Annotated in this window: 27 protein-coding genes and 1 pseudogene; 14 read left to right on the top strand and 14 right to left on the bottom strand. The window is 65.4% G+C overall.

Going from position 1 to position 25,348, the window contains the following annotated elements; translation table 11 throughout:
- The first annotated feature begins 46 nt into the window (after window positions 1-46).
- From ACNJYB_RS17710 to ACNJYB_RS17680, 7 genes are all read left to right on the top strand, one after another.
- Entirely contained in the window at window positions 47-982 is a 936-nt protein-coding gene (locus ACNJYB_RS17710; RefSeq protein ID WP_439375107.1) for a peptidylprolyl isomerase, read from the top strand.
- Window positions 982-1,995: a 4-hydroxythreonine-4-phosphate dehydrogenase PdxA gene (pdxA, locus tag ACNJYB_RS17705; protein ID WP_439375106.1), complete on the top strand. Its 1,014-nt coding sequence runs from the start codon at window positions 982-984 to the stop codon at window positions 1,993-1,995. Before ACNJYB_RS17710 ends, pdxA begins: the two co-directional genes overlap by 1 nt.
- Window positions 1,995-2,852, top strand: a complete 858-nt coding sequence (rsmA, locus tag ACNJYB_RS17700) for a 16S rRNA (adenine(1518)-N(6)/adenine(1519)-N(6))-dimethyltransferase RsmA (protein WP_439375105.1) — start codon at window positions 1,995-1,997, stop codon at window positions 2,850-2,852. Before pdxA ends, rsmA begins: the two co-directional genes overlap by 1 nt.
- Before the next feature lie 22 nt (window positions 2,853-2,874).
- Window positions 2,875-3,933 (top strand): alcohol dehydrogenase, encoded by a 1,059-nt coding sequence (locus tag ACNJYB_RS17695; protein WP_439375104.1) that lies wholly within the window; start codon window positions 2,875-2,877, stop codon window positions 3,931-3,933.
- An 81-nt stretch (window positions 3,934-4,014) separates the two neighbouring features.
- Window positions 4,015-4,242 carry a hypothetical protein gene (locus ACNJYB_RS17690; RefSeq protein ID WP_439375103.1) on the top strand — a complete coding sequence of 76 codons (228 nt, stop codon included), beginning with the start codon at window positions 4,015-4,017 and terminating at the stop codon, window positions 4,240-4,242.
- A 207-nt stretch (window positions 4,243-4,449) separates the two neighbouring features.
- Window positions 4,450-4,863 (top strand): phosphonate metabolism protein PhnM, encoded by a 414-nt coding sequence (locus tag ACNJYB_RS17685; RefSeq protein WP_439375102.1) that lies wholly within the window; start codon window positions 4,450-4,452, stop codon window positions 4,861-4,863.
- Between the two features lie 207 nt (window positions 4,864-5,070).
- On the top strand, window positions 5,071-5,247 hold the full coding sequence (locus ACNJYB_RS17680) for a hypothetical protein (protein WP_439375101.1): 177 nt from the start codon (window positions 5,071-5,073) through the stop codon (window positions 5,245-5,247).
- Between the two features lie 108 nt (window positions 5,248-5,355).
- Here ACNJYB_RS17680 and ACNJYB_RS17675 read toward each other — a convergent pair whose 3' ends face one another.
- Window positions 5,356-5,991 carry a cupin gene (locus ACNJYB_RS17675; RefSeq protein ID WP_439375100.1) on the bottom strand — a complete coding sequence of 212 codons (636 nt, stop codon included), beginning with the start codon at window positions 5,989-5,991 and terminating at the stop codon, window positions 5,356-5,358.
- Between the two features lie 773 nt (window positions 5,992-6,764).
- Between ACNJYB_RS17675 and ACNJYB_RS17670 the strand changes: the two genes are divergently transcribed.
- Window positions 6,765-7,952, top strand: coding sequence for a hypothetical protein (locus tag ACNJYB_RS17670; RefSeq protein ID WP_439375099.1), 1,188 nt, complete (start codon window positions 6,765-6,767; stop codon window positions 7,950-7,952).
- On the opposite strand, the gene gmk is transcribed toward ACNJYB_RS17670, so the two are convergent.
- From gmk to ACNJYB_RS17625, 9 genes are all read right to left on the bottom strand, one after another.
- A complete protein-coding gene (gene gmk / locus ACNJYB_RS17665) occupies window positions 7,885-8,544 on the bottom strand; it encodes a guanylate kinase (protein WP_439375098.1) in 660 nt (219 codons plus the stop codon). The two genes, ACNJYB_RS17670 and gmk, sit on opposite strands and share 68 nt — an antisense overlap.
- A gap of 3 nt (window positions 8,545-8,547) precedes the next feature.
- Window positions 8,548-9,435: a YicC/YloC family endoribonuclease gene (locus ACNJYB_RS17660; protein WP_439375097.1), complete on the bottom strand. Its 888-nt coding sequence runs from the start codon at window positions 9,433-9,435 to the stop codon at window positions 8,548-8,550.
- Window positions 9,436-9,648: 213 nt separating this feature from the next.
- Entirely contained in the window at window positions 9,649-10,923 is a 1,275-nt protein-coding gene (gene mltG, locus ACNJYB_RS17655; protein WP_439375096.1) for an endolytic transglycosylase MltG, read from the bottom strand.
- Window positions 10,924-11,047: 124 nt separating this feature from the next.
- Window positions 11,048-12,313: a beta-ketoacyl-ACP synthase II gene (gene fabF, locus ACNJYB_RS17650; protein ID WP_439375095.1), complete on the bottom strand. Its 1,266-nt coding sequence runs from the start codon at window positions 12,311-12,313 to the stop codon at window positions 11,048-11,050.
- A gap of 109 nt (window positions 12,314-12,422) precedes the next feature.
- Window positions 12,423-12,662, bottom strand: a complete 240-nt coding sequence (locus ACNJYB_RS17645) for an acyl carrier protein (RefSeq protein ID WP_008130699.1) — start codon at window positions 12,660-12,662, stop codon at window positions 12,423-12,425.
- 314 nt (window positions 12,663-12,976) lie between these two features.
- Window positions 12,977-13,714, bottom strand: a complete 738-nt coding sequence (gene fabG, locus ACNJYB_RS17640; protein ID WP_439375094.1) for a 3-oxoacyl-[acyl-carrier-protein] reductase — start codon at window positions 13,712-13,714, stop codon at window positions 12,977-12,979.
- 67 nt (window positions 13,715-13,781) lie between these two features.
- Window positions 13,782-14,741 (bottom strand): ACP S-malonyltransferase, encoded by a 960-nt coding sequence (fabD, locus tag ACNJYB_RS17635; protein ID WP_439375093.1) that lies wholly within the window; start codon window positions 14,739-14,741, stop codon window positions 13,782-13,784.
- A 174-nt stretch (window positions 14,742-14,915) separates the two neighbouring features.
- Window positions 14,916-15,941 carry a fatty acid desaturase family protein gene (locus ACNJYB_RS17630; RefSeq protein WP_439375092.1) on the bottom strand — a complete coding sequence of 342 codons (1,026 nt, stop codon included), beginning with the start codon at window positions 15,939-15,941 and terminating at the stop codon, window positions 14,916-14,918.
- A 3-nt stretch (window positions 15,942-15,944) separates the two neighbouring features.
- The gene (locus tag ACNJYB_RS17625) at window positions 15,945-16,649 is read right to left on the bottom strand and encodes a TetR/AcrR family transcriptional regulator C-terminal domain-containing protein (RefSeq protein ID WP_439375091.1); all 705 of its coding nucleotides are present in this window, start codon (window positions 16,647-16,649) and stop codon (window positions 15,945-15,947) included.
- A gap of 342 nt (window positions 16,650-16,991) precedes the next feature.
- Between ACNJYB_RS17625 and rpsF the strand changes: the two genes are divergently transcribed.
- The 4 genes from rpsF to rplI all read left to right on the top strand — a co-directional run bounded on the left by rpsF (window position 16,992) and on the right by rplI (window position 19,492).
- Window positions 16,992-17,486, top strand: a complete 495-nt coding sequence (gene rpsF, locus ACNJYB_RS17620; RefSeq protein WP_439375090.1) for a 30S ribosomal protein S6 — start codon at window positions 16,992-16,994, stop codon at window positions 17,484-17,486.
- 5 nt (window positions 17,487-17,491) lie between these two features.
- Window positions 17,492-17,731, top strand: coding sequence for a 30S ribosomal protein S18 (gene rpsR / locus ACNJYB_RS17615; RefSeq protein ID WP_007592020.1), 240 nt, complete (start codon window positions 17,492-17,494; stop codon window positions 17,729-17,731).
- Between the two features lie 132 nt (window positions 17,732-17,863).
- Complete coding sequence (locus ACNJYB_RS17610) at window positions 17,864-18,844, top strand: DUF2232 domain-containing protein (protein WP_439375089.1); 981 nt, start codon at window positions 17,864-17,866, stop codon at window positions 18,842-18,844.
- A 48-nt stretch (window positions 18,845-18,892) separates the two neighbouring features.
- A complete protein-coding gene (rplI, locus tag ACNJYB_RS17605; RefSeq protein WP_439375088.1) occupies window positions 18,893-19,492 on the top strand; it encodes a 50S ribosomal protein L9 in 600 nt (199 codons plus the stop codon).
- A 35-nt stretch (window positions 19,493-19,527) separates the two neighbouring features.
- On the opposite strand, the gene ACNJYB_RS17600 is transcribed toward rplI, so the two are convergent.
- The 3 genes and pseudogenes from ACNJYB_RS17600 to ACNJYB_RS17590 form a co-directional block, all read right to left on the bottom strand.
- Window positions 19,528-19,995 carry a PaaI family thioesterase gene (locus ACNJYB_RS17600; protein WP_439375087.1) on the bottom strand — a complete coding sequence of 156 codons (468 nt, stop codon included), beginning with the start codon at window positions 19,993-19,995 and terminating at the stop codon, window positions 19,528-19,530.
- A gap of 11 nt (window positions 19,996-20,006) precedes the next feature.
- Window positions 20,007-20,584 (bottom strand): annotated as a pseudogene (locus ACNJYB_RS17595) (TetR/AcrR family transcriptional regulator).
- A 20-nt stretch (window positions 20,585-20,604) separates the two neighbouring features.
- Window positions 20,605-21,525 (bottom strand): hypothetical protein, encoded by a 921-nt coding sequence (locus tag ACNJYB_RS17590; RefSeq protein ID WP_439375086.1) that lies wholly within the window; start codon window positions 21,523-21,525, stop codon window positions 20,605-20,607.
- A 272-nt stretch (window positions 21,526-21,797) separates the two neighbouring features.
- On the opposite strand from ACNJYB_RS17590, the gene ACNJYB_RS17585 reads away from it, so the two are divergent.
- The gene (locus tag ACNJYB_RS17585) at window positions 21,798-23,048 is read left to right on the top strand and encodes a class I SAM-dependent methyltransferase (RefSeq protein ID WP_439375085.1); all 1,251 of its coding nucleotides are present in this window, start codon (window positions 21,798-21,800) and stop codon (window positions 23,046-23,048) included.
- Between the two features lie 3 nt (window positions 23,049-23,051).
- Here ACNJYB_RS17585 and ACNJYB_RS17580 read toward each other — a convergent pair whose 3' ends face one another.
- Window positions 23,052-23,258 carry a transcriptional regulator gene (locus tag ACNJYB_RS17580; protein WP_439375084.1) on the bottom strand — a complete coding sequence of 69 codons (207 nt, stop codon included), beginning with the start codon at window positions 23,256-23,258 and terminating at the stop codon, window positions 23,052-23,054.
- Window positions 23,259-23,805: 547 nt separating this feature from the next.
- Here ACNJYB_RS17580 and ACNJYB_RS17575 point away from each other — a divergent pair.
- A complete protein-coding gene (locus ACNJYB_RS17575; RefSeq protein ID WP_439375083.1) occupies window positions 23,806-25,317 on the top strand; it encodes a replicative DNA helicase in 1,512 nt (503 codons plus the stop codon).
- The last annotated feature ends 31 nt before the right edge of the window (window positions 25,318-25,348 follow it).

The following is a 25,348-nucleotide window of genomic DNA, read 5'->3' as shown; positions in this document are numbered from 1 at the left end:
CGATCCCGATCGCAGGTTCACCGCGGCTGACATGCGAGCGACAACCATGACGATTCCATTGCCTGCCTTCCGCGTCCTCCTCGCCATCGGTGCCGGGCTGGTCCTGACCGGCCTGCCCGCGCCGTCGCGCGCGCAGAACATCGTGGTCATGGTCAACGGCGATCCGATCACCGATTTCGACATCGACCAGCGCGCCAAGCTCGACCAGCTGACGACGCAGAAGACTCCCAGCCGGCAGGACGTCATCAACGAGCTGATCGACGACAGGGTGAAGCTCAAGGAGGGCAAGAAATACGGCGTCGATCCCGGTGTCAGCGACATCAACCAGTCCTACGAGGGCATGGCGCAGCGCATGCGCATCTCGCCGGATCAGCTCACCAAGTCCCTCGAAGCCAAGGGCGTCCGCCCCGAAACCCTGAAGGGCCGCATGAAGGCCGAGATGGTCTGGACCAGCCTCGTGCGCGGCCGCTTCAAGGAAAAGCTGATGGTGGGCGAGCGCGACGTCGCGCAGGCCGTGCAGGCTCAGACCGGCGACAAGCTGCAGATCGAGGGCACCGAATACAAGATGCAGCCGATCGTGCTGATCGTGCCGCGCGGCTCGTCCCCGACCTTCCAGGAGACGCGGATGAAGGAAGCCGAGCAATATCGCTCCCGCGTCGGTAGCTGCGAGGAAGCCAATTCGCTGTTCCGCTCGACGCCGAACGCCACCATTCGCGAGGCCGTCACCAAGACGACGGCGGACCTGCCCGAAGCGCTGCGCAAGGTGCTCGACGACACCCCGATCGGCCATTTGACGGCGCCGGAGGTGACCAAGGCGGGCATCGAGATGGTGGTGCTGTGCTCGCGCAAGCCGACCATGATCGACACGCCGAAGAAGCGCGAGGTCCGCGAGAAGATGTACCAGGAGAAGTACGAGAAGACCCAGAAGGCCTATCTCGAAGAACTCCGCAAGGCAGCGATGATCGAATATCGCAACCGCTGATGGCCGCTCTTCCGATCAAGCCCCTCGCCCTAACCCTGGGAGAGCCCGCAGGCATCGGCCCCGACATCACCATTGCGGCCTGGCTGCGCCGCCGTGAGCTGAACCTGCCCGCCTTCTACCTGCTCGGCGACGAGGCCTTCGTCGCGCAACGCGCCAAAGCGCTCGGCGCCGGGATCAGGATCGCCGCGGTGAGCCCCAACGAGGCGAATGCGGCCTTCGCCGAGGCCCTGCCCGTGGTCGCGACCGGCCAGAGCGCGACAGCCGAGCCCGGCAAGCCCGACGCATCAAGCGCGCCTGCCGCGCTCGCCTCGATCCGCCAGGCAGTCACGGATGTCCGCGAGGGGCGCGCCGGCGCCGTCGTCACCAATCCGATCGCCAAGAGCGTGGTCTACCGCGCCGGCTTCCGCCATCCCGGCCACACCGAATTCCTCGCCGAGCTGGCCGCCGAGGACGGCCGCGTGCCTCAGCCGGTGATGATGCTGTGGTCGCCGCGGCTCGCCGTGGTGCCGGTGACCATCCACCTCTCCTTGCGCGAGGCGCTGAGCCAGCTCAGCAGCGAATTGATCGTCTCGACCGTGCGCATCGTCGCGACCGAGCTGACCTCCCGCTTCGGCATCGCGCGGCCGCGCATCGCCGTCTCCGGCCTCAATCCGCATGCCGGCGAGGACGGCTCGCTCGGCCATGAGGAGCAGACGGTGATTGCGCCGGCGCTCAAGGTGCTGCGCAATGACGGCATCGAGGCCAGGGGCCCGCTGCCCGCCGACACCATGTTCCACGACGCCGCGCGCAATCTCTATGACTGCGCGGTCTGCATGTACCACGACCAGGCGCTGATCCCGATCAAGACCGTCGCCTTCGACGATGCGGTCAACGTCACGCTCGGCCTGCCCTTCATCCGCACCTCGCCCGATCACGGCACTGCCTTCGACATCGCCGGCACCAGCAAGGCGAATCCTTCGAGCCTGATTGCCGCGATCCAGCTCGCGGGCCGCATGGCCGCGACCCAAATCTGATGAGCGCGATCGACGACCTCCCGCCGCTGCGCGAGGTCATTCGCCAGCACGCGCTGTCGGCCCGCAAATCGCTCGGCCAGAATTTCCTGCTCGACCTCAATCTCACCGCGCGCATCGCGCGTGCGGCAGCTCCGCTGGAAGACTCCATCATCGTCGAGATCGGCCCTGGCCCGGGCGGGCTGACGCGCGCCCTGCTCGCGCTCGGCGCCCGGCGCGTCATCGCGATCGAGCACGACGAGCGCGCGATCCCGGCGTTGCAGGATATTTCCGCGCGCTATCCCGGCCGGCTGGAGATCGTGCATGGCGATGCCATGACGTTCGACCCGCGCCCGCTGCTCTCGGGCGAACGCGCGAAGATCGTCGCCAACCTGCCCTACAACATCGCGACCCAGCTCCTCATCAACTGGCTGATCACCGAACCGTGGCCGCCCTGGTACGACATGATGGTGCTGATGTTCCAGCGCGAGGTCGGCGAGCGCATCGTCGCACGCGAAGACGAGGAGGCCTATGGCCGTCTCGGCGTGCTCGCCAACTGGCGCTGCGAGACCAAGATCCTGTTCGACATCTCGCCGTCCGCCTTCGTGCCGCCGCCGAAGGTCACCTCCTCCGTCGTACGCCTCAGGCCGCGTCCAGAGCCGCTGCCTTGCGATCGCAAGCTGCTCGAGCAGGTCGCGGCCGCCGCCTTCGGCCAGCGCCGCAAGATGCTAAGACAAAGCCTGAAATCGCTCGGCGTCGATCCCGCACGACTCGCGGCGGCGGCCGGCGTCGATCCGACGCGGCGCGCCGAGACGATCCCCATTTCGGGCTTTGTTGCCATGGCCCGTGAATTGGCGGATATACGCAGCGAGGCTCAATAACAGGAATTTCGGAGGAAGGAATATGGCGTTGATGCGTCGGCAGTCCCTGGTGAAGTTCGATGCGCCGCTGTGCGAGACGATCGTCGACACGCCCAAGCCGCAAGGACGCGAAGTGCTGGTGCGCATCGAGCGCTGCGGTCTCTGCCATTCCGACCTGCACATCCAGGACGGCTATGCCGATCTCGGCGGCGGCAGGAAGCTCGACACCACGCGCGGCATGACACTGCCGTTCACGCTCGGCCACGAGATCGCGGGCATCGTCGACGAGGTCGGCCCTGACGTTCCCGCCGGCCTTGTCGGCGCCAAGAAGGCGGTGTTTCCATGGATCGGCTGCGGCCAGTGCCGCGACTGCGCCAACGGCGACGAGAATCTCTGCGCCAAGCAGCGTTTCCTCGGCGTCTCCATCGACGGCGGTTTCGCCACCCATGTGCTGGTGCCCGACGCGAAGTACCTGCTCGACTACGATCCCCTCCCCGTCAACCAGGCCGCGACGCTGATGTGCTCGGGCGTCACCGCCTACGGCGCGCTCAAGCGCCTGGTCGACCGTCCGCGCCAGCGCAATCTGCTGCTGATCGGCCTCGGCGGCGTCGGCATGATGGGCCTGTCGTTCGCGCAGGCCATGTTCAAGCAGCCGATCACGGTCGCCGACCTCTCGCCGGCCGCGCGCGAGACCGCGCTGAAGAACGGCGCGGCCGTCGCCTACGATCCGTCCGAGCCCGACGTGATCAAGCGCATTCTGAAAGAAACCGAGGGCGGCTTCGACGAGGTCGTCGATTTCGCCGGCAACGAGAAGTCGATGGCCTTTGCGGTCGCGGTCGCCGCGCGCGGCGGCAAGGTCGTCGTCTCCGGCCTGATGGGAGGCCAGTTCACGCTGCCGATGGTGCAATGGGTCTACAAGCGCCTGACCGTCGAAGGCTTCATGGTCGGCACGCTCGCGGAAGCCCACGAGCTCATGGCGCTCGCCCGCGCGGGCAAGATCAAGCCGACGCCGATGCGCGAGGAGCCGATGGGCGACGTGCAGAAATGGATCGACGAGCTTCGCGCCGGCAAGGTCGTCGGCCGCGTCGTGCTGAAGAACTAGGAGACGGGGAACCTGAGCCTCGCTGCGGCGAGATCGAGATCTCGCCGCGGAACGCCGGCGGCTGCGCTGCGTTGGCAGCGCATGTCCATCCGCTGCACCGTCGAGAGCGCATTCTTCATTGCCTGGAGCTGCCTGGAGCAGAGCGGCGAGCTCGGCGCGCCGGACGAGACTGCAAACTTTCTGCTCGACTTCATTGAAGCTCAACTCAGGACCGGCGAACGCCGGCAGCTTATGCTTGCGAACCGCGCGATCGACGCCTGGCGCGCGCACGTCGCCAGGAGCCGGCCGCAGGACGCGCGCTTCGGATGACCGACCGCAACGTCGCGCTCGGCTCGCCCACGCAGCCATCGCTTTCCACTGGGCGCGCCAGGGTTTTGCCGGATTCCGATAGTGATTTCGTCATGCCTCATTCGACCAGCACTTGCCGCCGCGAAAGCCACAACTTGCATCGGCACGTGAATGGCCGTTCAATGGCGGTTTAGGCCGACGCCGCGTTATCTTTTTTGGTTTTCCGGAATGCGAACTTTTCTCATCATTCTCGGCATCTGGCTGCTGATCAACGTGCTGTTCGTCGTCATCATGATGCCGCGCAAGCCGCGGAAGCCGGATCATCCGCGCTCATCGGCCGGCCTCGCGCCGGCAGCCATCGAGCCCAACGCCTATCCTTTCGACGAGGACGAGAAGGTCTCGTTTCGCCACACCATCATTGCCATCGCGATGGGCGCGCTGTTCTCGCTGACGCCGCCGCTGCTCCAGGCGATCGACGACATCAAGCGGCTGGTCAGCAAGTACCGCAAGTCGGGCGAACCGCCCGAGGCCGAAAACGGCGAAGGACCGCTGGAGACGGTGTCCGAAGACGTCGGCATGCGCGAGGAGCGCATGACGGCCGGCGAATCCTCGTCCGATGACCGGAACGCGCCGAAGCGCTAGCGCCCAGATTCTGTTCGAAGATTCCACTTCGCGCGCGACATTGGAACGTCGCGCGCCGCCAGCGCGTTGGCTCTCCATCAAGGCGACGACCGGGTCGGAGCCGATGACAAGAGCAGGCGCCGCCTGCTCCGAAGAACACGCAAAACACCGGTAGCGGGCGCGTGGGATGAACGATCACGCATGGGGATCGAAAAGAGGAGATACGCGTTGACCAATCTGGGCAAGTGGTACGATCCCATCTCCGAACGCTGGATCGCGCCGCGCGAACGGCGCCAGGAGACGAGATCGTGCCAGGTGAGCGAGAACCACGTCCTCGAGCTTGAGAGGACCGTCGAGGTCCAACGCATCTGGCGAGCACTGGTTGATTGCTGCGCACGCGACTGAATCTCTCCGCGCGCGTCGAAACCGGAACCTCCTTCAGCAATGCCGGTGTCATTTGCATGATCGGTCCGCATTCCCCGCACGGCCGGTCGCACACTGGGATTTCCGAATTCATGTCCGTGAGCCTGCTCGCGCCGGTCGCGAACGATCTGTCAGCCATGATTTGAGCAGCGGGCCGCTGACGCCGAGGACAGGATCCGTCTTCGGCTTGCGGACCTTGGCGATGCGCTTGACGGCGTCAGGGCGCTCCCGCGTGTCGGTGCACTCGTCGTAAGTGCCATCCTGCGGGTAAGCTCCGACAACAAGAAAATCCCGGCTGGACTCGATCATCCGGTGCCCAGTGCCCGCGGGCAGGACCAGGACGTCTCCGGCCTTCACGCTCAGGATCCGCCCCTTGATGCCGCCGCACTCGATCCTGGCCGTGCCGCGCGCCACGCCCATCGCTTCATGGACTTGCGAATGATAATGGACGAAGTCGTACACGGTGTCGCGCCACGACCGGCCCCAGCCGTTCGTATCGAACAGCGTGTCGATGATCACCTCCGGCGGGAAACGCCGCCCCTTCAGCGTCACCGCCCCGCGATAGAACAGCACGGGAAAACGCGGATTGTTCGGCACGATGCCATCGTCGCGAAAATGGATGGCCGTCGGTTTCCGAAGCCGCACCAGCGACCGCAGCGTCGCCGCGTCGGGCTGGTCCTCGATGAGTTTCTTGGCAAAATTCTTGATCTGATCCTTGACCGGCATGACATCTCCTCAGCCGCGATTCAACGGCGGCACGTGTGAGAAGTTTCTATTCGTGCGCGAGCACACAGGGTCGGACTCCCTCGGACTACACGTTCCGCCGCACGACAGATTCCGTGTTCGCGCTTCCGCGCCCGGCAATGCGTGGCGCGCGCGCCGGGCAGAGAATTGGGCAGGCCCTTCGCGAGGCCTGGGCAAAACACCCGTCGATTCATCCCCAAAAGAATATTTCACTTTTCCGAATTTCGGATTTCGTTGATCTGTAGTGAGCATGCGCCAGCCCTGATGATCGGGCGGGAGGGACCGCTGACGAGAAGTCGTGTGGTCCTGACGCCCGGGTCCGTGAGTCCGGGCTTGCGGCGATGCGGCGGCCCGACCGGGTCCGCGCATCTGTCATCGCGACGGGAGCAATGGTGCATCGCTCCCCCGGGGAGCGCACGAGGGATACCGTTAAAACCATCCGCGAAGGAGGCCGAGTGACCGGCATCATCTGTGATCCACTGTGCATGTTTCGTAGCGCATCGATCTGCGGATGCCAGCCGGCGGCCGATCGAGGCCAGAGGGAACTCTCATGCGAGGAGTCCGGTTCGCGACCTTCGGGAACCTGGATGCGCGTCGCAAAAGTCTGGCAAAATAAGCCGGCTTCGCGGCGGAACGAACGCGCGGCAGGCCCAATTCAAGCCACATCCTCTCCGGATTTGCGGCTCATTGCCACCCAACTCTTTGACGAGAAGGGGATGGTTAAGAGTTGCGTTGTGCGTAACCGGGAGACCAGGATGGGCAACCGAACCGCGAAATTCGTATCTGCGCTTGTTGGCAGCATCATTGCCGGCGCGCCACTCGCCGCCGTGTCGCAGAATGCGCCTGTTACATCGAGCACGGCCGGTGCCGCGAGCGACTGCCTCGCCTCCCCGAAGGGTTCCGCCCCGCAGGGGCAGCACTGGCACTACCGTGTCGAGCGCGGGACCAAGCGGCAATGCTGGTATCTGCGTGCCGGAGGCGGCAAGGACAGCGCGAAGCCCGTGCAGATTGCGCAGGCCACCAGCGACACGCCGGTGGCAGAGTCGCCAGCGCCACAGCAGCATCCGGTTCAGGACGCACGCGCCGAATATCCGACGCCCGGGAGCGCTCCGGCCGTCAAGACGCCGACGCCGGTTGCGCAAGCCGCAACCGCGACACAGCCTCAACAATCTGCGGACCAGACCGCCGCGAGCGATGCGCAGCAACCGGGGAGCGCCGCGCCCTGGCCCGAGGTTCCTGCAGCGTCCACCCCACCCGCGCAGGAGCAGGCACCGACGGCGGTTGCGGCCGCGCAGCCGAGCGCAAAGCCGTCAAAATCCTCGTCCTCCGTGGCGCTTGCAGCAGCAGACAGCAGCGCCGACAAGCCGACCGGCTCGCTGCAGATGCTGCTGCTCGTCGTCGGCGGCGCGCTGGCGCTCGCCGGCATCCTCGCGAGCGTCATCTACCGCTTCGCCGGCGGGCGCGTCCGCGCTCAGGCGAGCGAACACCGCCGCGTGAATTGGGAGGATCGGGAGCATCAAAACCAAGACCGCGCGCCCTGGCTCAAGGAGATGCCGGCCTCGCCGCGCGCGCGGCAGCCGCGCCCGATCGACTTCGATGCCGAGCGTCCGCAGGCCTCGCAACTTGCCGCGATCGACCACGAGATCGATGTGATCGAAGCGCACCAGCCGCCGGCCGTTACCGAGGCGCAGCGCGATGCGGACGACATCCCGGTGTTCGACCGCGAATTCGAGATCGAGACCCGAGCGCCCCAACCGGCTGCGAACGAGACTACCACTGAGCAGCGTGGCGACCGCAATCAGGATGCGGTCGACATCGACATCATCACCACGATGCTGGAACGGCTGCTGAAGGAAGGGCCGCGACTGTCGCAGCCTAGCCCTGAAGCTGAGCTTGCAACCCTCGCACAAAACCGACGAGGCCCGTCCGCCGCTCGCGCTTGAGCCGTTCGGCCTTCAGGATCGACTGCACCTCGGCGAAGGCCTCGTCAACATTGTGGTTGATGACGATGTAGTCGTACTCGGCCCAGTGGCTCATCTCGTGGCTGGCGCGGCTCATGCGCTTGCGGATCACTTCGTCGGAATCCTGCGCGCGCGAATGCAGCCGCTTCTCGAGGTCGGCCGCTGAAGGTGGCAGGATGAAGACGCGAACCACGTCGACGCTCGCCTTCTGGTGCAGTTGCTGGGTGCCCTGCCAGTCGATGTCGAAAAGGACGTCCTGCCCAGCCGACAGTGCCGCCTCCACCGGAGCACGCGGCGTCCCGTAGAGATTGTCGAACACGGTGGCCCATTCGAGCAGTTCGCCCTGCTCCACCATCCTCTCGAACTTGGGCTTGGTCACGAAGAAATAGTCGCGCCCATCGACCTCTCCCGGTCGCATCTGACGCGTGGTCGCCGACACTGACATCTTCAGGCCGGGCTCCCGCTCGAGCAACATGCGCGACAGCGTCGTCTTGCCCGCGCCCGACGGCGAGGACAGCACGAACATCAATCCGCGCCGCTCGACACCGTCAGTTCCGTGACCGCCCGTCGTCATCGATCACTCCAGATTCTGGACCTGCTCGCGGAACTGCTCGACCACGTTCTTCATGGCGAGTCCCGTATTGGTGAGCTCGATGTCGTTCGACTTCGAGCAGCAGGTGTTGACCTCGCGGTGAAACTCCTGCGCCAGGAAGTCGAGCTTGCGCCCGATCGGGCCGCCCTTGCCGATCAGCTCGCGCGCCTGGGCGATATGCGAGGCGATGCGGTCGAGCTCCTCGCGGATGTCGGCCTTGGTCGCGATCAGGATCGCCTCCTGCATCAGGCGGTCGGAATCGAAACGGTCGGAGGTGTCGAGCAGGGTCGCGATCTGCTCGGCGAGCTTCGCCTTGATCGCCTCGGGCTTGCGGCCGGGCGAGCGTTCCGCCTTTTTCGCCAGCTGCTCGATCTCGTCGACCCGCTGGGTCAGGATCTGGCCGAGCGAAATCCCCTCGCGCTTGCGCATCGCGACGAGCTCGTCGAGCGCCTTGTCGAAGGCCTCCGCGGCAGCGGCACGGGCCGCCTTGTCCTCCTCCTCGTCGCCCTCGGGCTCGGCGACCTCGACCACGCCTTTGATGGCGAGCAGGCCGTCGATGCTGGGCGCCACGGCGTCGACTTTGCCGGAGATCAGCGCGGCGGCCTTCAGCACCGCATTGAGCACGTCCTCGTTGACGCGGACCGTGGCGGCCGCATTGGTGCGCTTGACGTTGAGATTGGCGTAGACGGTGCCGCGCGAGAGCAGCTCGCCGGCGCGCTTCTTGGCATGGGCCTCGAGCTCGTCGAACCCCTGCGGCAGCCGCACCCTGAGGTCAAAACCCTTGGCGTTGACCGACTTCAATTCCCATTCGAACGTGTACGGCCCGCTCGCGCCGTGGCTTCGGGCAAAGCCGGTCATGGACGACAGCGCCATCAGGTCAGATTCTCCAGGAACAAAGGATTCTCGAGGCATCAAGCCACGCGAATCTTAAGACTATTTTGCAGGAAAGTGGAATCCGCAAAGTCCCGTAGGCAGGTCTGCGCTGCCTAAAGCGCGATGAGATTGAAGGAATCGTCATCGCGCTTTAGCTTGTTGTTTACGCATGATCTTTCCGGAAAACCGCTTCGCACTTTTCCGGATCATGCCTTAGCGCTGGACCACCGGCGGCGAGGACTGCACCGCGCCCTGGCGTGCCGGCGCTGGATTGGCCGGGCGCGCCGCGGGCGGTTTTTTCTGCTGGTTCGGGCGCGCCGGCGTGGTCGCAGTCGGCGTGTCGGCGGCGCCGGGCGCGGCGGCCGCCGGGGGCTGCGCATCCTCGGCCGGCTCGACCGTGTCGTTCTGGATCTGCTTCTCCATCGCGCGCAGCTTCGCAACGTTCTTCTGGTGCGCGTCGTAGGTCTCGGTGAAGACATGCCCGCCGGTGCCGTCGGCGACGAAGTAGAGGTCGCGGGTGCGGGCCGGGTTGGCGGCTGCTTCCAGCGAGGCGCGGCCCGGGTTGGAGATCGGGCCCGGCGGCAGGCCGTCGATCACATAGGTGTTGTAGGGCGAAGGCTGCGTGATCTCGCTGCGCTTGATCGGACGTCCCAGAGTGCCCTTGCCGCCGACGAGCCCGTAGATGATGGTCGGATCGGACTGCAGCTTGATCTTCTGCCTCAGGCGATTGACGAACACTGCGGCAACGCGGCTGCGCTCGTCCGGCTTGCCGGTCTCCTTCTCGACGATCGAGGCCAGCGTCACCAGCTGCTCGGGAGTCTTGACCGGAACGTCCTGGTTGCGGCGCTCCCAGATCTCCGCCAGCACGCGCTTGTGCGCCTGCTGCATGCGCTGGATCACCTGCTCGCGCGTGGTGCCGCGCGGGAATTTGTAGGTCTCGGGCAGCAGCGTGCCCTCGCGCGGCAGCTCGCGCACGCTGCCGGTGAAGATGTCGTTGTCGGACAGCCGCGCCACGATCTGCTCGGAGGTCAGGCCTTCCGGTATCGTCACGGCGTGCTGCACCACCTTGCCCTCGACGATGGTGGCGATGACGTCGCGCAGCGATGCGTTCTTCTGGAACGAATACTCGCCCGGCTTGAGGTCCGAGCTCGCCTTCAGCGCCGCGACGCTGGCGATGAACACCCACGGATTGACGTCGGTCACGCCTTCCTTGTTCAACGTCTCGGCGATGTCGCGCTTGCCGGCACGCTGCGGGATGTTGACGATCTTGTCTTCCCTCAGCGGCCCGGGTGCTTCCAACACCTGCCGGCCGTAGTAATACACGCCGCCGGCGCCGAGCATGGCGATCAGCAGCAGGGTGATGATGGCATTGCCCACGACCACGAAGGGGTTGCGCGCGCGCTCCGATCGCTTCGGCGGCGGCGGAACCTGTTCGGGCTCGAGCGCTGCCCGCGGACTCCGGGGCGAAATGGGCGGCCTTTCACTCATCGAAGCAACCTGAATCCTGCCGGTTCAATCGCGGCCTGACAATCGCTTGCCGAGCCAATGCACGCGCCCACTTCTATGACTATCGCCGAATACGGCGAAATGGTGGATTAGTCTCAAACGAAAACTAGCTGGTCAAACGCCGGACGATCACCGACGCATTGGTGCCGCCAAAACCAAAAGAGTTCGACAAGGCGACATTAACTTCGCGCTTCTTCGGCTTGTGCGGTACGAGATCGATCGCGGTCTCGACCGACGGATTGTCCAGGTTGATGGTCGGCGGCACGACATTATCGCGAATCGCGAGAATGGCGAAGATCGCCTCGATCGCGCCGGCCGCGCCGAGGAGATGGCCGGTCGACGACTTGGTCGAGGACATCGCAACCTTGGAGGCGGCATTGCCGAGCAGACGCTCGACCGCGCCGAGTTCGATCTCGTCGCCGAGCGGCGTCGAGGTCCCGTGCGCGTTGATGTAGTCGAGATCGGACGGCGTCAGGCCGGCACGCTTCAGCGCGGCCGACATGCTGCGGAAACCGCCATCGCCATCGGGCGAGGGCGAGGTGATGTGATAGGCATCGCCCGACAGACCATAGCCGATCACCTCGGCGTAGATCTTCGCGCCGCGGCGCTTGGCGTGATCCAGTTCCTCCAGAACGAGGACACCGGCGCCCTCGCCCATGACAAAACCGTCGCGGTCCTTGTCGTAGGGACGCGAGGCCTTCTCGGGTGTCTCGTTGAAGCCGGTCGACAGTGCCCGCGCGGCATTGAAGCCGGCAATGCCGATGCGGCTGATCGGCGATTCGGCGCCACCGGCGACCATGACGTCGGCATCACCGAGCGCGATCAGTCTGGCGGCATCGCCGACCGCATGCGCACCGGTCGAGCAGGCCGTGACTACCGAATGGTTCGGGCCCTTCAGCCCGTGCGCGATCGAGACGTAGCCGGAGGCGAGATTGATCAGGCGGCCGGGAATGAAGAACGGCGACACCCGGCGCGGCCCCCGCTCCTTCAGGAGGATCGCAGTGTCGGCGATGCCGTTGAGGCCGCCAATGCCCGACCCGATCATGGTGCCGGTCGCGCACTTGTCCTCTTCGGATTCGGGATGCCAGTTGGCATCGTCGAGCGCCTGGCCCGCGGCGGCCATGGCGAAGATGATGAAATCGTCGACCTTGCGCTGGTCCTTCGGCTCCATCCATTTGTCGGGATTGAAGCTATCGTTGGAGCCGTCGCCGCGCACGACCGTGCAGGCGATCTTGGTCTGCAGATCGGACACATCGAAGCTCTCGATCGTGCGCGCGCCGCTTTCGCCATTGAGGATGCGCTTCCAGGTCGGCTCGACGCCACAGCCGAGGGGCGAGACCATGCCGAGACCCGTGACGACGACCCGCCTCATATCCGAAAACTCCGCATCGAAAGATTCACGGCCAATAACAAGAAACCGGCTGGCCGCTGCGAAGCGACCCGTCCGGTTTCAACCGTTGTCCCCGCGAAAGCGAAGAGCCTTAGCTCTTCGCGTTCTTCTCGAGAAACTTCGTGGCGTCGCCGACGGTGAGAATCGTTTCCGCAGCGTCGTCCGGAATCTCGCAACCGAATTCTTCTTCGAACGCCATCACCAGCTCGACGGTGTCCAGACTGTCGGCGCCGAGGTCGTCGATGAAGCTCGCAGCGTCGACAACCTTCTCGGGTTCAACACCAAGGTGTTCGACCACGATCTTCTTAACCCGCTCGCCAATGTCACTCATTGCTTAACCTCGTGTTGTTCCCTGTAGACCCGACCCCCCGGGACGATACGAGCCGTCGTGGTCGTGTTACTTGCCTTTGCTTACGAACTTTGATTTGGCCCCATCCTAACCGATGCAGGGCCCGGCGAACGACGGCCAAGGCTCCGCATCGCCAATATACAGGGTTTCAAAAACCTGCAATGGCGTTCTTTGCCCATCCGTTGAAGGTCCGGTTATCATACTTCAACAGCCTTGACTACAAGCCTCATTTCGCTCCGGAAACGGCCGTTTGCCGCATCCCGCACCGCCCAAATGGGCAGTGCGGAACGAGGGCTTCAGATCATGGCCATGCCGCCGTTGACGTGAATGGTCTGGCCGGTGACGTAGGCCGCTTCGTTCGAACTCAGGTAGACGGCGGCCGCCGCGATGTCCTCGGGCGTCCCCAGGCGGGCAGCCGGAACCTTGGTCAGGATCGTCTCGCGCTGCTTGTCGTTCAGCGCATCCGTCATCGGCGTCTTGATGAAGCCGGGCGCGATGCAGTTCGCGGTCACACCGCGCTTGGCGTACTCGGCACCGAGAGTCTTGATCATGCCGATCAGGCCCGCCTTCGATGCAGTATAGTTGCCCTGCCCGGGATTGCCGGTGACGCCGACCACCGAGGTGATGGCGATGATGCGGCCGAAGCGCTTGCGCATCATCAATTTGGTGGCGGCGCGCGCCAGGCGGAAGGTCGCGGTCAGGTTGACGTTGATGACCTCCTCCCAGTCCTCGTCGCGAAGCTGCACGAAGAGATTGTCGCGGGTGATGCCGGCATTGGCGACGAGAATGTCGACCTGGCCCATCGCCGCTTCCGCGGCGGGCACGAGCGCCTCGACCTCGTCGGCCTTGGAGAGATTGCAGGGCAGCACGTGGGTGCGCTCGCCGAGCTTGCCGGCAAGCTCGTCCAGCACCTCCTTGCGCGTTCCCGAGATCGCGACGGTGGCGCCCTGCGCATGCAGCGCCTGCGCGATCGCGCCGCCGATGCCGCCGGTCGCGCCGGTGACGAGCGCCTTTCGGCCAGTCAGATCGAACATCGATAACTCCTTCAAAGCACGATCCGGAAAAGTGTGTAGCGGTTTTCCGGAAGGATCGTGCGTAAACTTAAGCCTGCTTCGCAGCGGCCAATGCATCCTTGGCGGCGACAATGTCGTTCGGTCCGCCGACGGCAACGCCGACGGCGCCGTCGGCGATACGCTTGACGAGTCCCGTCAGCACCTTGCCGGCACCGATCTCGAAGAAGCGGGTGACGCCCTGCCCAGCCATATAGGCAACCGACTCGCGCCAGCGCACCGTACCGGTGACCTGCTCGACCAGGCGGCGGCGAATCTCGTCGGGATCGGTGACGGCGCTCGCCAGCACGTTCGACACCAGCGGCGCCGCCGGCGCCTTGATCGCGACCTTGGCCAGCGCCTCGGCCATGGCGTCGGCCGCCGGCTGCATCAGCTTGCAATGGAACGGCGCGGACACCGGCAGCAGCATGGCGCGCTTGGCGCCCCTGGTCTTGGCGATCTCGACGGCGCGATCGACCGCCGCCTTGTCGCCGGAGACGACCACCTGTCCGCCGCCATTGTCATTGGCGGCCTGGCAGACCTGCCCCTGCGCCGCCTCGCCCGCGACCTCCATGGCGGCCTCGTAATCGAGGCCGAGCAGTGCGGCCATCGCACCGGCGCCGACCGGCACGGCTTTTTGCATTGCGAGACCGCGGGTGCGAAGCAACCGGGCCGTGTCGGAGACGGTCAGGCTGCCGGCTGCGGCCAGCGCGGAATATTCACCGAGCGAGTGACCGGCGACGAAGGCGGCGTCCCGCCGCACGGAAAAACCGGCTTCAGCCTCCAGCACGCGCAGGGTGGCGATGGACACCGCCATGAGCGCCGGCTGGGCATTCTCGGTGAGCTGGAGGGTCTCGGCCGGACCATCCCAGATCGTGGCCGTGAGCTTCTCCCCAAGTGCGGCATCGACCTCGTCGAACACGGCGCGTGCCACCGGAAAGGCGTCGGCCAGGGCCTTGCCCATACCGACGGCCTGGGACCCCTGGCCGGGAAATGTGAATGCTGCCGTCATCGGCGCTCCCCTGGATCGCTTGAGCCGCTGTATCGAGAACCGGCAGCCGACTACGTCCGGCCCAGGTCTTGGTTCCCGTTCATGCTCTGAAGGGGGCCGTAGACACCGTCCGAGGCTGGAATGTCAAGCCAAGAAGGGGAAGTGCGACCGGCGTCCAACCGGGAATGCCGTCCCTCAAAACCCGCCGGCCGTCTGGTTGGCATCGACCTCGGCGCCCGCCCGCGCCCGGCGCGCGCTGTTGACCAGCTGTCCCGGTCGGTCGTCGCGGTTCGGCTTGGCCGTGGCGAGCCGCAGCACGGCGGCATAGTTCGGCTGCACCTCCATGCGCCCGGCATGCCGGCTCGCGCTGAGCAGCCGATGCACCCTGGGCAGATTGTAGCACGGCACGTAGAACAACAGATGATGCTCGAGGTGGTAGTTCACGTAATACGGCGCGATGAACAGCCGCTCGAGAAAATTGGCGTGCGTGGTGCGGGTGTTGCGCAGGGGATCGCTGCTGTCAGGCACGACCGCATGCTCGGCGATGTTGCGGATGCGGGTGATGACCATCATCCAGGTCAGCAGAGGCACCAGCCATAGCAGCGGATAGGCCCACCACACGCCGGCCGCAGCCAGCGCTGCGAACATCGCCGCATTGACCATGCATTGCGGACCGAGCTTCTCCCAGAAATGCGCCAGACGCTCGCGCCACGGCCAGTCCTTCGGCCCAAGCGCATTGAGCAGCTGCGCCTTGCGCTGCTGGTAACCGGTCTGCCCGGTGATGTCGCGAATGAACTTGCGGCGGTAGCTCAACTGCGTGATCGGAAACGGCGCGGACAGCACGAGATCGGGATCGTCCTCCTGCTGGGTGCGCGCGTGGTGCTGCAGGTGATAGCGGCGATAGGCGCGTGTCTCCGCAAAGATCGGATAGGCACAGAGCCACTGGCTCAGCGTCAGGTTGGTTTTCTCGTCGGCGGACAGGCAACCGTGGGCGCCGTCATGCATGAGGATCGCAAGGCCCAGCTGGCGCGAGCCGATGATGGCAACGGCGAGGATATACGTCAGCGGATTGGGCCACCACGCCACCAGCGCGATCGCAGCAATGATCAGCGCCCAGGCATGCGCGATCAGCGCGACGCCCTTCCAGGTCACGCGCCGGCGCACCTCGACGAGCTGGTCCTCGGTCAGGAAATCGCGGGCACGCATGCGAAGTGCGGTCATGACCTAGCTCTCCTCGTCCGCAGGGGTGGATGAATCGCGGTCGTCGACGAGGCGCAGGCGTGCGGCCTCGCCGGCGGACTTCGCCTGCTCACCAAGCACGCGCAGCATCTCGGCGCAGAGCTCATCCGGCGAGCGGCCCATGGCATAGCCTTCGAGGATGACGCCGATGGCAACGGCCCAGAACCGTCGCGAGCTCTCGTCGGGCGCGCGCAGGGAGCGCCAGCCGTGACTCGCCACCTGGCCGGCATAGGCCCGCGCCCCCTCGGCGTGCAGGCGCTCGATGGTGCGCTCGACCAGCGGCGCCAGATCCTGGCGCCGACGTGTCAGGGTGAGCGCCTCCGCAAAGAAGGCGACCGAATCGTTCGCCGTCACCGTCTCCGCCAGCGCATGGGTGTACTCCCGCGGCGTGCGCGCCCTCAGCGCGGCCTGCTCGGTCGCACGGGCCAGGTACAGGAGGTCGCGGCAGGCGCATTCGACGAACAGCGCCTCCTTGGTGCAGAAATAATAGGTGATCTGGCTCGGGAATGCGTTCGCGGCGGCCGCGATGTCTGTGATCGAGGCGCCCGATAGTCCCCGCTCCCGAAACAGCGGGCTTGCCGCGTCCAGCAGCCGCGAGCGCATCTTGCGGCCGGCCGAGCGCGTAGCACGGGCCGTGTGCTTGGGATCGCCAGCCGCCTCAAACGGCTCATAGGCCGACTTTTCCGCCATCGGGGTTCCCTCTTCCGGTTATTTGTATGCTATACAAACAAATAGATCAAGCGGCGGATATGGTATGATAGGACCGATCCCGGCTCAGCACCGGAGACCCAAGCCAAAACCTGGCACCGAACCTTGCAAAGCCGGCCAAAATCCGTATAAGGCGCGCATCCGCAGACCCCGGCCGGGAGCTGAACGGACGGTCTCAGCAAATCATTCGTGATTTTGGTGTGGCAGGGCCAGTCGGCCCGTCGTCCCGTGTTTCCGCCTTCTGAGCTTCATCCCAGAGTCCTTTCCGAAGGTCTCTCAAGGGCTTGACGCCGGGCGATGCGCCAACATGAGGAAAGGACTTCCATGCCTCTTTACGAGCATGTCTTTCTCGCGCGTCAGGACGCGAGCCCGCAGCAGGTCGAAGAGCTGACTGCGCAGATGACCGGCATCGTCGAAGGTCTCGGCGGCAAGGTCACCAAGACCGAGAATTGGGGCGTTCGCTCCCTCACTTACCGCATGAACAAGAACCGCAAGGCGCACTTCGTGCTGCTCAACATCGACGCGCCGTCCGCGGCGATCGCCGAGATCGAGCGCCAGGAGCGCATCAGCGAAGACGTGATCCGCTATCTCAGCGTCCGCGTCGAGGAGCTCGAGGAAGGCCCGTCCGCGATGATGCGCAAGGCCGACCGTGATCGCGAGCGTGACGACCGTGGCGGCGGCTTCCGCGGCGAGCGCGAAGGCGGCTTCCGTGGCGACCGCGAGGGTGGTTTCCGTGGCGGCGACCGCGACGGTGGCTTCCGCGGTGATCGCGGCCCGCGCCGTCCGCGCGAAGAAGCTGAAACGACGGAAGGGGAGTAAGACCAATGGCTGAAGCTGGTGCACGCCGTCCGTTTTTCCGTCGTCGCAAGAGCTGCCCGTTCACGGGCGCCAATGCGCCGAAGATCGACTACAAGGACTCCAAGCTCTTGATGCGTTACGTGTCCGAGCGCGGCAAGATCGTGCCGAGCCGCATCACCGCGGTGTCCGCGAAGAAGCAGCGTGAGCTCGCCCGCGCCATCAAGCGCGCGCGATTCCTCGGCCTGCTGCCCTACGTCATTCGCTGATACGACCAATTCGACCGGCGGCCATAACGCCGCCGGTCGCCATTTTTTCGAACTCATAAGGCTTCCGGGTCGCCCGGTCGCCGATGGTTGGGGCAGGACGCCTCTAACCGCTCGAAGGGAGCGGGACAGCTGATGATGGCCTTTGGACTGATAGCCCTGGTCGCCGGCGCTGCGTCGGCCCTGATGTTCGCCTCGATCGTTTCGGGCGCGCTGATCTCGCTCGTCCTGTTCTATCTCGCGCCGCTGCCCTTGATGGTCGCCTCGATCGGCTGGGGACCGCTCTGCGCGAGCCTTGGCGGCATCGCTGCTGCGGTGGGCCTTGGCGCCCTGTTCGGCCTGCCCTACTGCATCGCTTTCGCCGTCACCGTCGCGCTGCCGGCCTGGTGGCTCGGCCATCTCGTCCTGCTCAGCCGGCAGGTCAGCCCCGTCGCGGCAGACACTTCGGCCACCGAGCCGTCAGCCGAGCCCGAGCTCGAGTGGTACCCGGTCGGCCGTATCCTGCTGTGGATCGCCGGCTTCGCTGCGCTCACCACCGTCGCAGCCCTGCTTACGCTCGGCACCGATGCCGAGACCATCACCGGCACATTGCAGCGCGGCCTGATGCGCATCCTCCGCGCCACCGATCCGCAGACCTCCGCCGAAGCCAGCCAGTTCGTCGAGGCGCTGGTGCGCATCGCGCCGGCCGCAGCGACCATCGTCGCGATGATGACGCTGACTCTCAACCTCTGGCTCAGCGCCAAGGTGACGGCGACATCGGGCCGGCTGCACCGTCCCTGGCCGGATCTGAAGACCGCGGAGCTGCCGCCGATGACGCTGGTGGCGCTGTGCGTCACGCTCGCCTTCTGCTTCACCGGCGGGCTGCTCGCGATCGTCGCGCAGATCACCACGGCGGCGCTGATGATGGGCTACGCGCTCACCGGCTTTGCCGTACTGCATACGCTGACGCTCGCGCTGAAGAGCCGCACCTTCTGGCTCGGCTCGACCTATGCGGTCGTGGTCGTGTTCGGATGGCCCGTCATCGCGATGGTGATCCTCGGTCTTGCGGACGCCGTGTTCGGCTTCCGCGAGCGCTTCCTGCGCAGCCGGCAGCCGCCACCGCTGCCGATCTCTTGAGTTCAACCCGAAAACTGAAAACCCAGAGCACTTCAAAGGAGAATGAATATGGAAGTCATTTTGCTGGAACGCGTCAACAAGCTCGGCCAGATGGGCGAAGTCGTGAAGGTTCGCGACGGCTACGCCCGCAATTTCCTGCTCAAGCGCGGCAAGGCGCTGCGCGCCACCGCCGACAACCGTGCCAAGTATGACGGCATGAAGGCCGACCTCGAGGCCCGCAACCTCGCCTCCAAGGCCGAGGCGTCCAAGGTCGCCGAGAAGATCGAGGGCAAGAACATCATCGTGATCCGTCAGGCCTCCGAAGCCGGCCAGCTGTTCGGCTCCGTCACGGTGCGCGACGTGGTTTCCGCCTTCGAGGCCGACGGCGTTTCGCTGGCCCGTCCGCAGGTGCAGCTCGACGCGCCAATCAAGACCATCGGTAAGCACGCGATCACCGTCGCCATTCACCCCGAGGTCGAGGTCGAGGTCACCGTCACGGTTGCGCGCAGCCAGGACGAGGCCGAGCGCATCAACCGCGGCGAGGACATCTCGACCCGCAACGAGGACCGCGACGCAGCCGCCGAGGCGATCGCCGCCGCCGGCGAGTTCTTCGATCCGGAAGCCCAGCACGACGAGGTCGAGCCGGCTCCGGCTGCGGAAGAGAAGTAGGCCTCGCCCTCACGCAGGCATCGAAGCCCGGCCGTTCACGCGGCCGGGCTTTTCGTTTTGGCGGCGACATCCTCGCTCAGCATCGCGATCGAGGCGAGCGCCGTTGCCGTATGCTTCTCCACGCCATCACTGACGCAGAACACGTCAGCGGCGACCACCGAGACCTGGCGGCCGGGCTTGATCACCCTGGCGCGGCAGATCAGCTTGTCGCCGACCCCCGGCGACAACAAATTGAGCTTGTATTCCGCCGTCAGGGCCGGCTGACCGCGCGAAGTGGCCGCCGCTATCGTCGTGGCATTGTCGACCAGAAAGGCAGTGACGCCGCCGTGGAAGAAGCCGTGCTGCTGCAACAGCTCCGGCCGCCGCTCCACCGCGATGGTGCAGGTGCCGCGCGACAATTCCGACAGCTCGGCGCCGACCAAATTCATAAAACCCTGCCGGCCGACATTGGCACGGATGCCCGCGGCGATCGGCGCAAAGTCGGGATCTGCTTCGGCTCGCACGAGGCCTCTCCTTATTGCTTGTTGATGCGATCGGTTGGGCGCAGCGCGCGGTTGGCGCAGGCAATCAGCGAGTCGGCTTCGCAGCGGGATCGGCGCGATCACGCCCCGACAGGAGGGCGCCGCAAAAAATCTGTGCGGGGCCGATCAGCTGGCTGACGAACAGCACCGGCGTCATCGGCAGGAACTCGCCATTTGCGACCAGCGGCGCGCGCCAGCGCTCGATACCTTCGGCACGCGCATTTGCGCGCGCTGGGCATTCCGGACGTCCTCGCCCCAGTCGTTGCGCGAGATCTCGAAGAGATAGCGTGCCTCGCGCCGACTGGTGACCACCCAGTCGAGGTGCGCGCGGATCAGGCGGTCGATGCCCGGCCCGGCGCGACCGGGTCGAGCGCCGCCAGCACTGCCGCGTGATATTGCCTGAGCACCTCGAGGAACAGCGCACCCGCCAATTCCTTCTGCGAGCTGAACGCGTGAAAGAAGCTGCCGTTGGAGGCACGGGCTTTGCTGCGGATCGCCGCCACCGTCGCGCCGTCAAATCCGACGCGATCGACACGGCGAGCCCCGCCGCCAACAGACGCGGCCGTCGCAAGTCGAATTGGAGAATGGAGCTTACCGCGAGATCGGGGGGGCCGGCGGGCCGGAGGATTCCGCCGGCGGGGGGGCCGCAGCAGTCGCGGCCGGCTCCTGCGGCTTGGCCGGGGGTTCGGAGCTTGCGGCAGGCGCAGCCGGCTTCGGAGCCGCCTCTTCCACCTTGGGCACGTCCGGCGAGGCCGGCGTCACCTGCGGCACCGGATCGGGCCGCAGCGCCGGAGCTTCGTTGCCGCGCGGCTCGACCGTGGCTGTATCCGGCTTGGCCTCGGGCTTTTCGGACGGTTTGGTTTCGGATTTGGGTTCACCGGAGTCCACCTTCGCGGTCTCGGGCTTGGCTTCGGCCTTCGGCTCACTGTTCTTGTCTTCAGTGGCCGGCGCGGCGGCGTCGATCTTCGCTGCGTCTTCGGTCCCAGGCTTGCCGCGACGCTTGCCCTTGCGTCCCTCCGGCGCCGGCTGCCCCTCGGGTTTGGTGCCCTCCTCGGCAGGCCGCGCGGCGCGCTTCTGGCGCCCCTCAGCGGACGGAGTTGCGCCCTCGCCCTCCGGCTTGGCGGCCTCCTGGGAGCGCTGATGGCGGCCCTGATGCTCGGGCGTCTGGCCTGGGGCGGTGGCGGCTTCCTTTTCCTTGGCCCCGTCCTTCTTGCCGTCCTTGGCCTGGTAGCGGGTGTCGGTAGCACCGTTGGAGACGAGATAGGAGGCGAGGACGCCCGCCATGTCCGGGCTCGTGGTGTAGTGCTGGCGCAGGAAGCCCGGCAGCGAGCCCGGAGCCACGGACTTCAGCAGCCCGCGCGGGCTCTTGTGGCAGGCATTGCAGGTCTGGGCGAAGAGCTGGGACGGGGTCTTGCCGGCCTCGAGGTTCGTCGCCTGCGCAAGGACAGTATCGGTCGCGCCGAAGCCGATCAGAAGCAGTACCGTCGCGAGGCTAAGCGCTCGGCTCGACATTCCCATCATCTCCATTGATTTTCCGCGCAACCATCCGGCCCGCCGGCGGGTCACCTTTTAGCGAATTGAGCCGCGAATGGAAGCAGGCTGCCCGCGCAAGCTGTGGTTAAGCGCTTTTCGAATATCCGCATTGAACACAACGCAATAGCGCGTGTGGAACAGTCTCCCTAGATTTGGATGCAAACGCATAGGAACCCGAGCGGGACCTGGGCGTCAGATGTGAAGACCGGCTTAGTCGCATCTCTTCGGGTTCGCTCGAGAGGAAGGTGTCGATGGACCGTTTGTTGCGTCGATTCTTGTCTCAATTCATCCGTCGCGGTTCGATGACGGTGACCACGTCGGCGGGGGCGAAGTTCACTGTCGGCGACGGCTCTGGGGAGCCGGTCGCGGTGCGCTTCGTCACCCCGGAAGCGGAACGGAAGGTCCTCGTCAATCCCGAACTCGGGCTTGGCGAGGCCTATATGGACGGCGAGTTCGTGGTCGAACGCGGCGCCATAGCTGATGCCCTGGCGATCCTGCTCAATCAACCCGACCTATTGCCGCAGTGGGCCAAGCCCTGGTGGCACCTGCGCTACCTGACGCGGCACCTGAAACAATTCAATCCGCGCTCGCGTTCCCGCGCCAATGTCGCCCATCATTACGATCTCGACGCCCGGCTCTATTCGCTCTTCCTCGATGCCGACAAGCAATATAGCTGCGCCTATTTCGAGACGCAGGACGCGACGCTAGACGATGCGCAGCTCGCCAAGAAGCGCCACATCGCCGCAAAGCTGCTCCTCAAGCCCGGCCAGCGCGTGCTCGACATCGGCTCGGGCTGGGGCGGGCTCGGGCTCTATCTCGCCGAGATCGCGGGTGCCGACGTCACCGGCGTCACGCTGTCCACCGAGCAGCTGCAAATCGCCAATGCGCGCGCAGCCGAAAAGGGCCTGACCGGATCGGCCAGGTTCCTGCTCCAGGACTATCGCGACATCGACGGGCCGTTTGACCGCATCGTCTCTGTCGGCATGTTCGAGCACGTCGGGGCGAGGTTCTACGATGCCTACTTCCAGCGGTGCGCCGAACTCCTGAACGAGGACGGTGTCATGCTGCTGCACTCGATCGGCCGATCGCAAGGGCCTGATTCGACCAATCCCTGGATTGCCAAATACATCTTCCCCGGCGGCTACATCCCCGCTTTGTCCGAGGTGCTGCCGGCGATCGAGCGTGCGGGCCTTCTGGTCTGCGACATCGAGATCCTGCGCCTGCATTATGCCGAGACGCTCAAGGCCTGGCGGGAGCGCTTCATGGCCCGGCGCGAGGAGGCGGTGCAGCTTTACGACGAGCGCTTCGCGCTGATGTGGGAGTTTTATCTGGCGGCCTGCGAAATGACGTTCCGGAAGCAGGCCATGATGAACTTCCAGATCCAGCTCACCAAGCGTCAGGGCGTGGTGCCGATCACCCGTGACTACATCGCACGCAATGAATCCCGCCTGCGGGCCATCGAACGCGGCGCCACGACAAGGCTGAAGCTGGCAGGTGAATAGGTTCTAATGACGCAGGGTCGATATCGGGGAGGCGCGGAAAGAGGCTGTCGACGCCAACTGCGCCCGCAGTTCCGCCAGGATCTCGGGTGCGACCGGCTGGCGGCGCACTTCGGGGCGCTCGGCGTGCTGCATGGCTGCGATCAGCCCCGACAGCCACAGTCGGCTGCCTGCCTCGGTCCGCCAGATCTTCTGCTGCCGTTCTGGCCGCATCGCTCGCCTCGTCTTCCCGTCGCGGGTTGGGACAATCCCCGGCCCGCCTGCCTGTTCCGGCCCTACCCCGAAATATTCCGGGGGCGATGTGATCTGTTTCACATAAGTCTGGTCGGGTCCGACTTAGACCGTCGCCATGAGCAAAGAGACTCAATCCTCATTCGACGTGCAGGACGACCTCCGCACCGATTACGCCCTGATCGTTACGGGCGTTGGGGCGGCGCTGGTTGCGCTGGTCTACCTCCTGCTGGTCTGAAGCCGAGCCGAAGCCGGTCCGTGCGCGTCATTTCGCGCGCTTCCAGATGGGTCTACGCGCCAATCCATAAGGTTCATGATTTCAGGATTTTTCCACGGCGGGGTCCCGGCTGTCTGTGAGCGGGCGAGTTCCGTCAAAATCCGTCAAGGGCGGCGCATGCTGCGGCTGCTAATCATCCACCATTTTAACTGAGCGGTTGATAGCGGACAGCTTTCGCTTCCGCTTTGGCGTCAGGCGGCGCTTTATCCCGGCCCCGCATCTGCCCAAGAAAATTGCTAAGCACGTCCAACCATGGCCCCCACTGATTCGAACGTCCTCAAACTCGCGCCCGAGGCCGGAACTCCGGCCTATCGAAGCGCGCCGCATAATATCGAGGCGGAACAGAGCCTTTTGGGCGCGATCCTGGTCAACAATGACGCCTTCTACCGGGTCTCGGACTTCCTTGAGGCGAAACATTTCTTCGAGCCGCTCCACCAGACTATCTTCGAGACGGCCGGTAGCTTGATCCGGATGGGCAAGATCGCCACACCCGTCACGCTGAAGACGTTCCTGCCCGCCGATACCGATGTCGGCGGCATGACCATCGGGCAGTATCTGGCGCGTCTGGCGGCCGAAGCGACCACGATCATCAACGCCCAGGACTACGGTCGAACCATCTACGACCTGTCGCTCAGGCGCGACCTGATCGGCATCGGCGAAGACATGGTCAATGTCGCCTATGACGCACCGGTCGACTTCGCACCGCGGGCGCAGATCGAGGACGCCGAGCGCCGCCTCTACGAGCTCGCCGAGTCCGGCCGCTATGACGGCGGCTTTCAGAAATTCTCGCAGGCGCTGACGGTTGCCGTCGATCTCGCAGCGAAAGCGTTCCAGCGCGACGGAAAGCTGTCCGGTATCTCGACGGGCATGCGGGATCTCGACACCAAGATGGGCGGCCTGCAGCACTCCGACCTCATCATCGTCGCAGGACGCCCCGGCATGGGCAAGACGTCGCTGGCGACCAATATCGCTTACAACGTCGCGCGAGCCTATGTCGGCGAGCTCCAGGCCGACGGCACCATGAAGGCCGCCAATGGTGGCGTGATCGGTTTCTTTTCCTGCGAAATGTCGGCCGACCAGCTCGCCACGCGTATCGTGGCCGAGCGCACCGGCATTCCCTCCTCCCACATCCGCCGCGGCGGCATCTCGGAAGCCGATTTCGAGAAGATCAGGGAGGTCTCGATCGAGCTGCAATCACTGCCGTTCTATGTCGACGCGACCGGCGGCCTGTCGATCGCGCAGCTGATGGCGCGCGCGCGCCGGCTCAAGCGCCAGAAGGGCCTCGATCTGCTCGTGATCGACTACATCCAGCTGCTGTCGGGCTCCAGCAAGCGCGCCGGCGACAGCCGCGTACAGGAAATCACGGAGATCACGACCAGCCTGAAGGCGCTCGCCAAGGAGCTCAACGTTCCCGTGATCGCGCTGTCCCAGCTCTCACGCCAGGTCGAATCGCGCGACGACAAACGGCCGCAGCTCTCCGACCTGCGTGAATCCGGATCGATCGAGCAGGACGCCGACGTCGTGCTGTTCGTCTACCGCGAGGAATATTACCTCGCGATGAAGGAGCCCCGCCCGGGCACGCCTGAACACGAGAAGTGGCAGCTGGACATGAGTCTTGCGCACGGAAAGGCCGAGGTCATCATCGGCAAGCAGCGCCACGGCCCGACGGGCACCGTCGATTTGGCGTTCGAAGCCTCGGTCACGCGGTTCGGCGACCTCGCGCCTGACAGTCAGCTGCCGGCCCGCAGCGGCAACGACTACTGAGTTCCTTGAACCAGACCTGCCTCTTGCGTAA

The sequence above is a fragment of the Bradyrhizobium sp. SMVTL-02 genome (genome assembly GCF_051853005.1).
Lineage (GTDB): Bacteria > Pseudomonadota > Alphaproteobacteria > Rhizobiales > Xanthobacteraceae > Bradyrhizobium.
Note: the sequence above shows the minus strand (reverse complement) of the source record. Positions and strands in the feature narration are given on the sequence as shown.

Coding starts and splice junctions, on each gene's coding strand:
- ACNJYB_RS17710 (WP_439375107.1), top strand. CDS start 47: ATGACGATTCCATTGCCTGCCTTCCGCGTCCTCCTCGCCATCGGTGCC.
- pdxA (WP_439375106.1), top strand. CDS start 982: ATGGCCGCTCTTCCGATCAAGCCCCTCGCCCTAACCCTGGGAGAGCCC.
- rsmA (WP_439375105.1), top strand. CDS start 1,995: ATGAGCGCGATCGACGACCTCCCGCCGCTGCGCGAGGTCATTCGCCAG.
- ACNJYB_RS17695 (WP_439375104.1), top strand. CDS start 2,875: ATGGCGTTGATGCGTCGGCAGTCCCTGGTGAAGTTCGATGCGCCGCTG.
- ACNJYB_RS17690 (WP_439375103.1), top strand. CDS start 4,015: ATGTCCATCCGCTGCACCGTCGAGAGCGCATTCTTCATTGCCTGGAGC.
- ACNJYB_RS17685 (WP_439375102.1), top strand. CDS start 4,450: ATGCGAACTTTTCTCATCATTCTCGGCATCTGGCTGCTGATCAACGTG.
- ACNJYB_RS17675 (WP_439375100.1), bottom strand. CDS start 5,991: ATGCCGGTCAAGGATCAGATCAAGAATTTTGCCAAGAAACTCATCGAG.
- ACNJYB_RS17670 (WP_439375099.1), top strand. CDS start 6,765: ATGGGCAACCGAACCGCGAAATTCGTATCTGCGCTTGTTGGCAGCATC.
- gmk (WP_439375098.1), bottom strand. CDS start 8,544: ATGACGACGGGCGGTCACGGAACTGACGGTGTCGAGCGGCGCGGATTG.
- ACNJYB_RS17660 (WP_439375097.1), bottom strand. CDS start 9,435: ATGGCGCTGTCGTCCATGACCGGCTTTGCCCGAAGCCACGGCGCGAGC.
- mltG (WP_439375096.1), bottom strand. CDS start 10,923: ATGAGTGAAAGGCCGCCCATTTCGCCCCGGAGTCCGCGGGCAGCGCTC.
- fabF (WP_439375095.1), bottom strand. CDS start 12,313: ATGAGGCGGGTCGTCGTCACGGGTCTCGGCATGGTCTCGCCCCTCGGC.
- ACNJYB_RS17645 (WP_008130699.1), bottom strand. CDS start 12,662: ATGAGTGACATTGGCGAGCGGGTTAAGAAGATCGTGGTCGAACACCTT.
- fabG (WP_439375094.1), bottom strand. CDS start 13,714: ATGTTCGATCTGACTGGCCGAAAGGCGCTCGTCACCGGCGCGACCGGC.
- fabD (WP_439375093.1), bottom strand. CDS start 14,741: ATGACGGCAGCATTCACATTTCCCGGCCAGGGGTCCCAGGCCGTCGGT.
- ACNJYB_RS17630 (WP_439375092.1), bottom strand. CDS start 15,941: ATGACCGCACTTCGCATGCGTGCCCGCGATTTCCTGACCGAGGACCAG.
- ACNJYB_RS17625 (WP_439375091.1), bottom strand. CDS start 16,649: ATGGCGGAAAAGTCGGCCTATGAGCCGTTTGAGGCGGCTGGCGATCCC.
- rpsF (WP_439375090.1), top strand. CDS start 16,992: ATGCCTCTTTACGAGCATGTCTTTCTCGCGCGTCAGGACGCGAGCCCG.
- rpsR (WP_007592020.1), top strand. CDS start 17,492: ATGGCTGAAGCTGGTGCACGCCGTCCGTTTTTCCGTCGTCGCAAGAGC.
- ACNJYB_RS17610 (WP_439375089.1), top strand. CDS start 17,864: ATGATGGCCTTTGGACTGATAGCCCTGGTCGCCGGCGCTGCGTCGGCC.
- rplI (WP_439375088.1), top strand. CDS start 18,893: ATGGAAGTCATTTTGCTGGAACGCGTCAACAAGCTCGGCCAGATGGGC.
- ACNJYB_RS17590 (WP_439375086.1), bottom strand. CDS start 21,525: ATGTCGAGCCGAGCGCTTAGCCTCGCGACGGTACTGCTTCTGATCGGC.
- ACNJYB_RS17585 (WP_439375085.1), top strand. CDS start 21,798: ATGGACCGTTTGTTGCGTCGATTCTTGTCTCAATTCATCCGTCGCGGT.
- ACNJYB_RS17580 (WP_439375084.1), bottom strand. CDS start 23,258: ATGCGGCCAGAACGGCAGCAGAAGATCTGGCGGACCGAGGCAGGCAGC.
- ACNJYB_RS17575 (WP_439375083.1), top strand. CDS start 23,806: ATGGCCCCCACTGATTCGAACGTCCTCAAACTCGCGCCCGAGGCCGGA.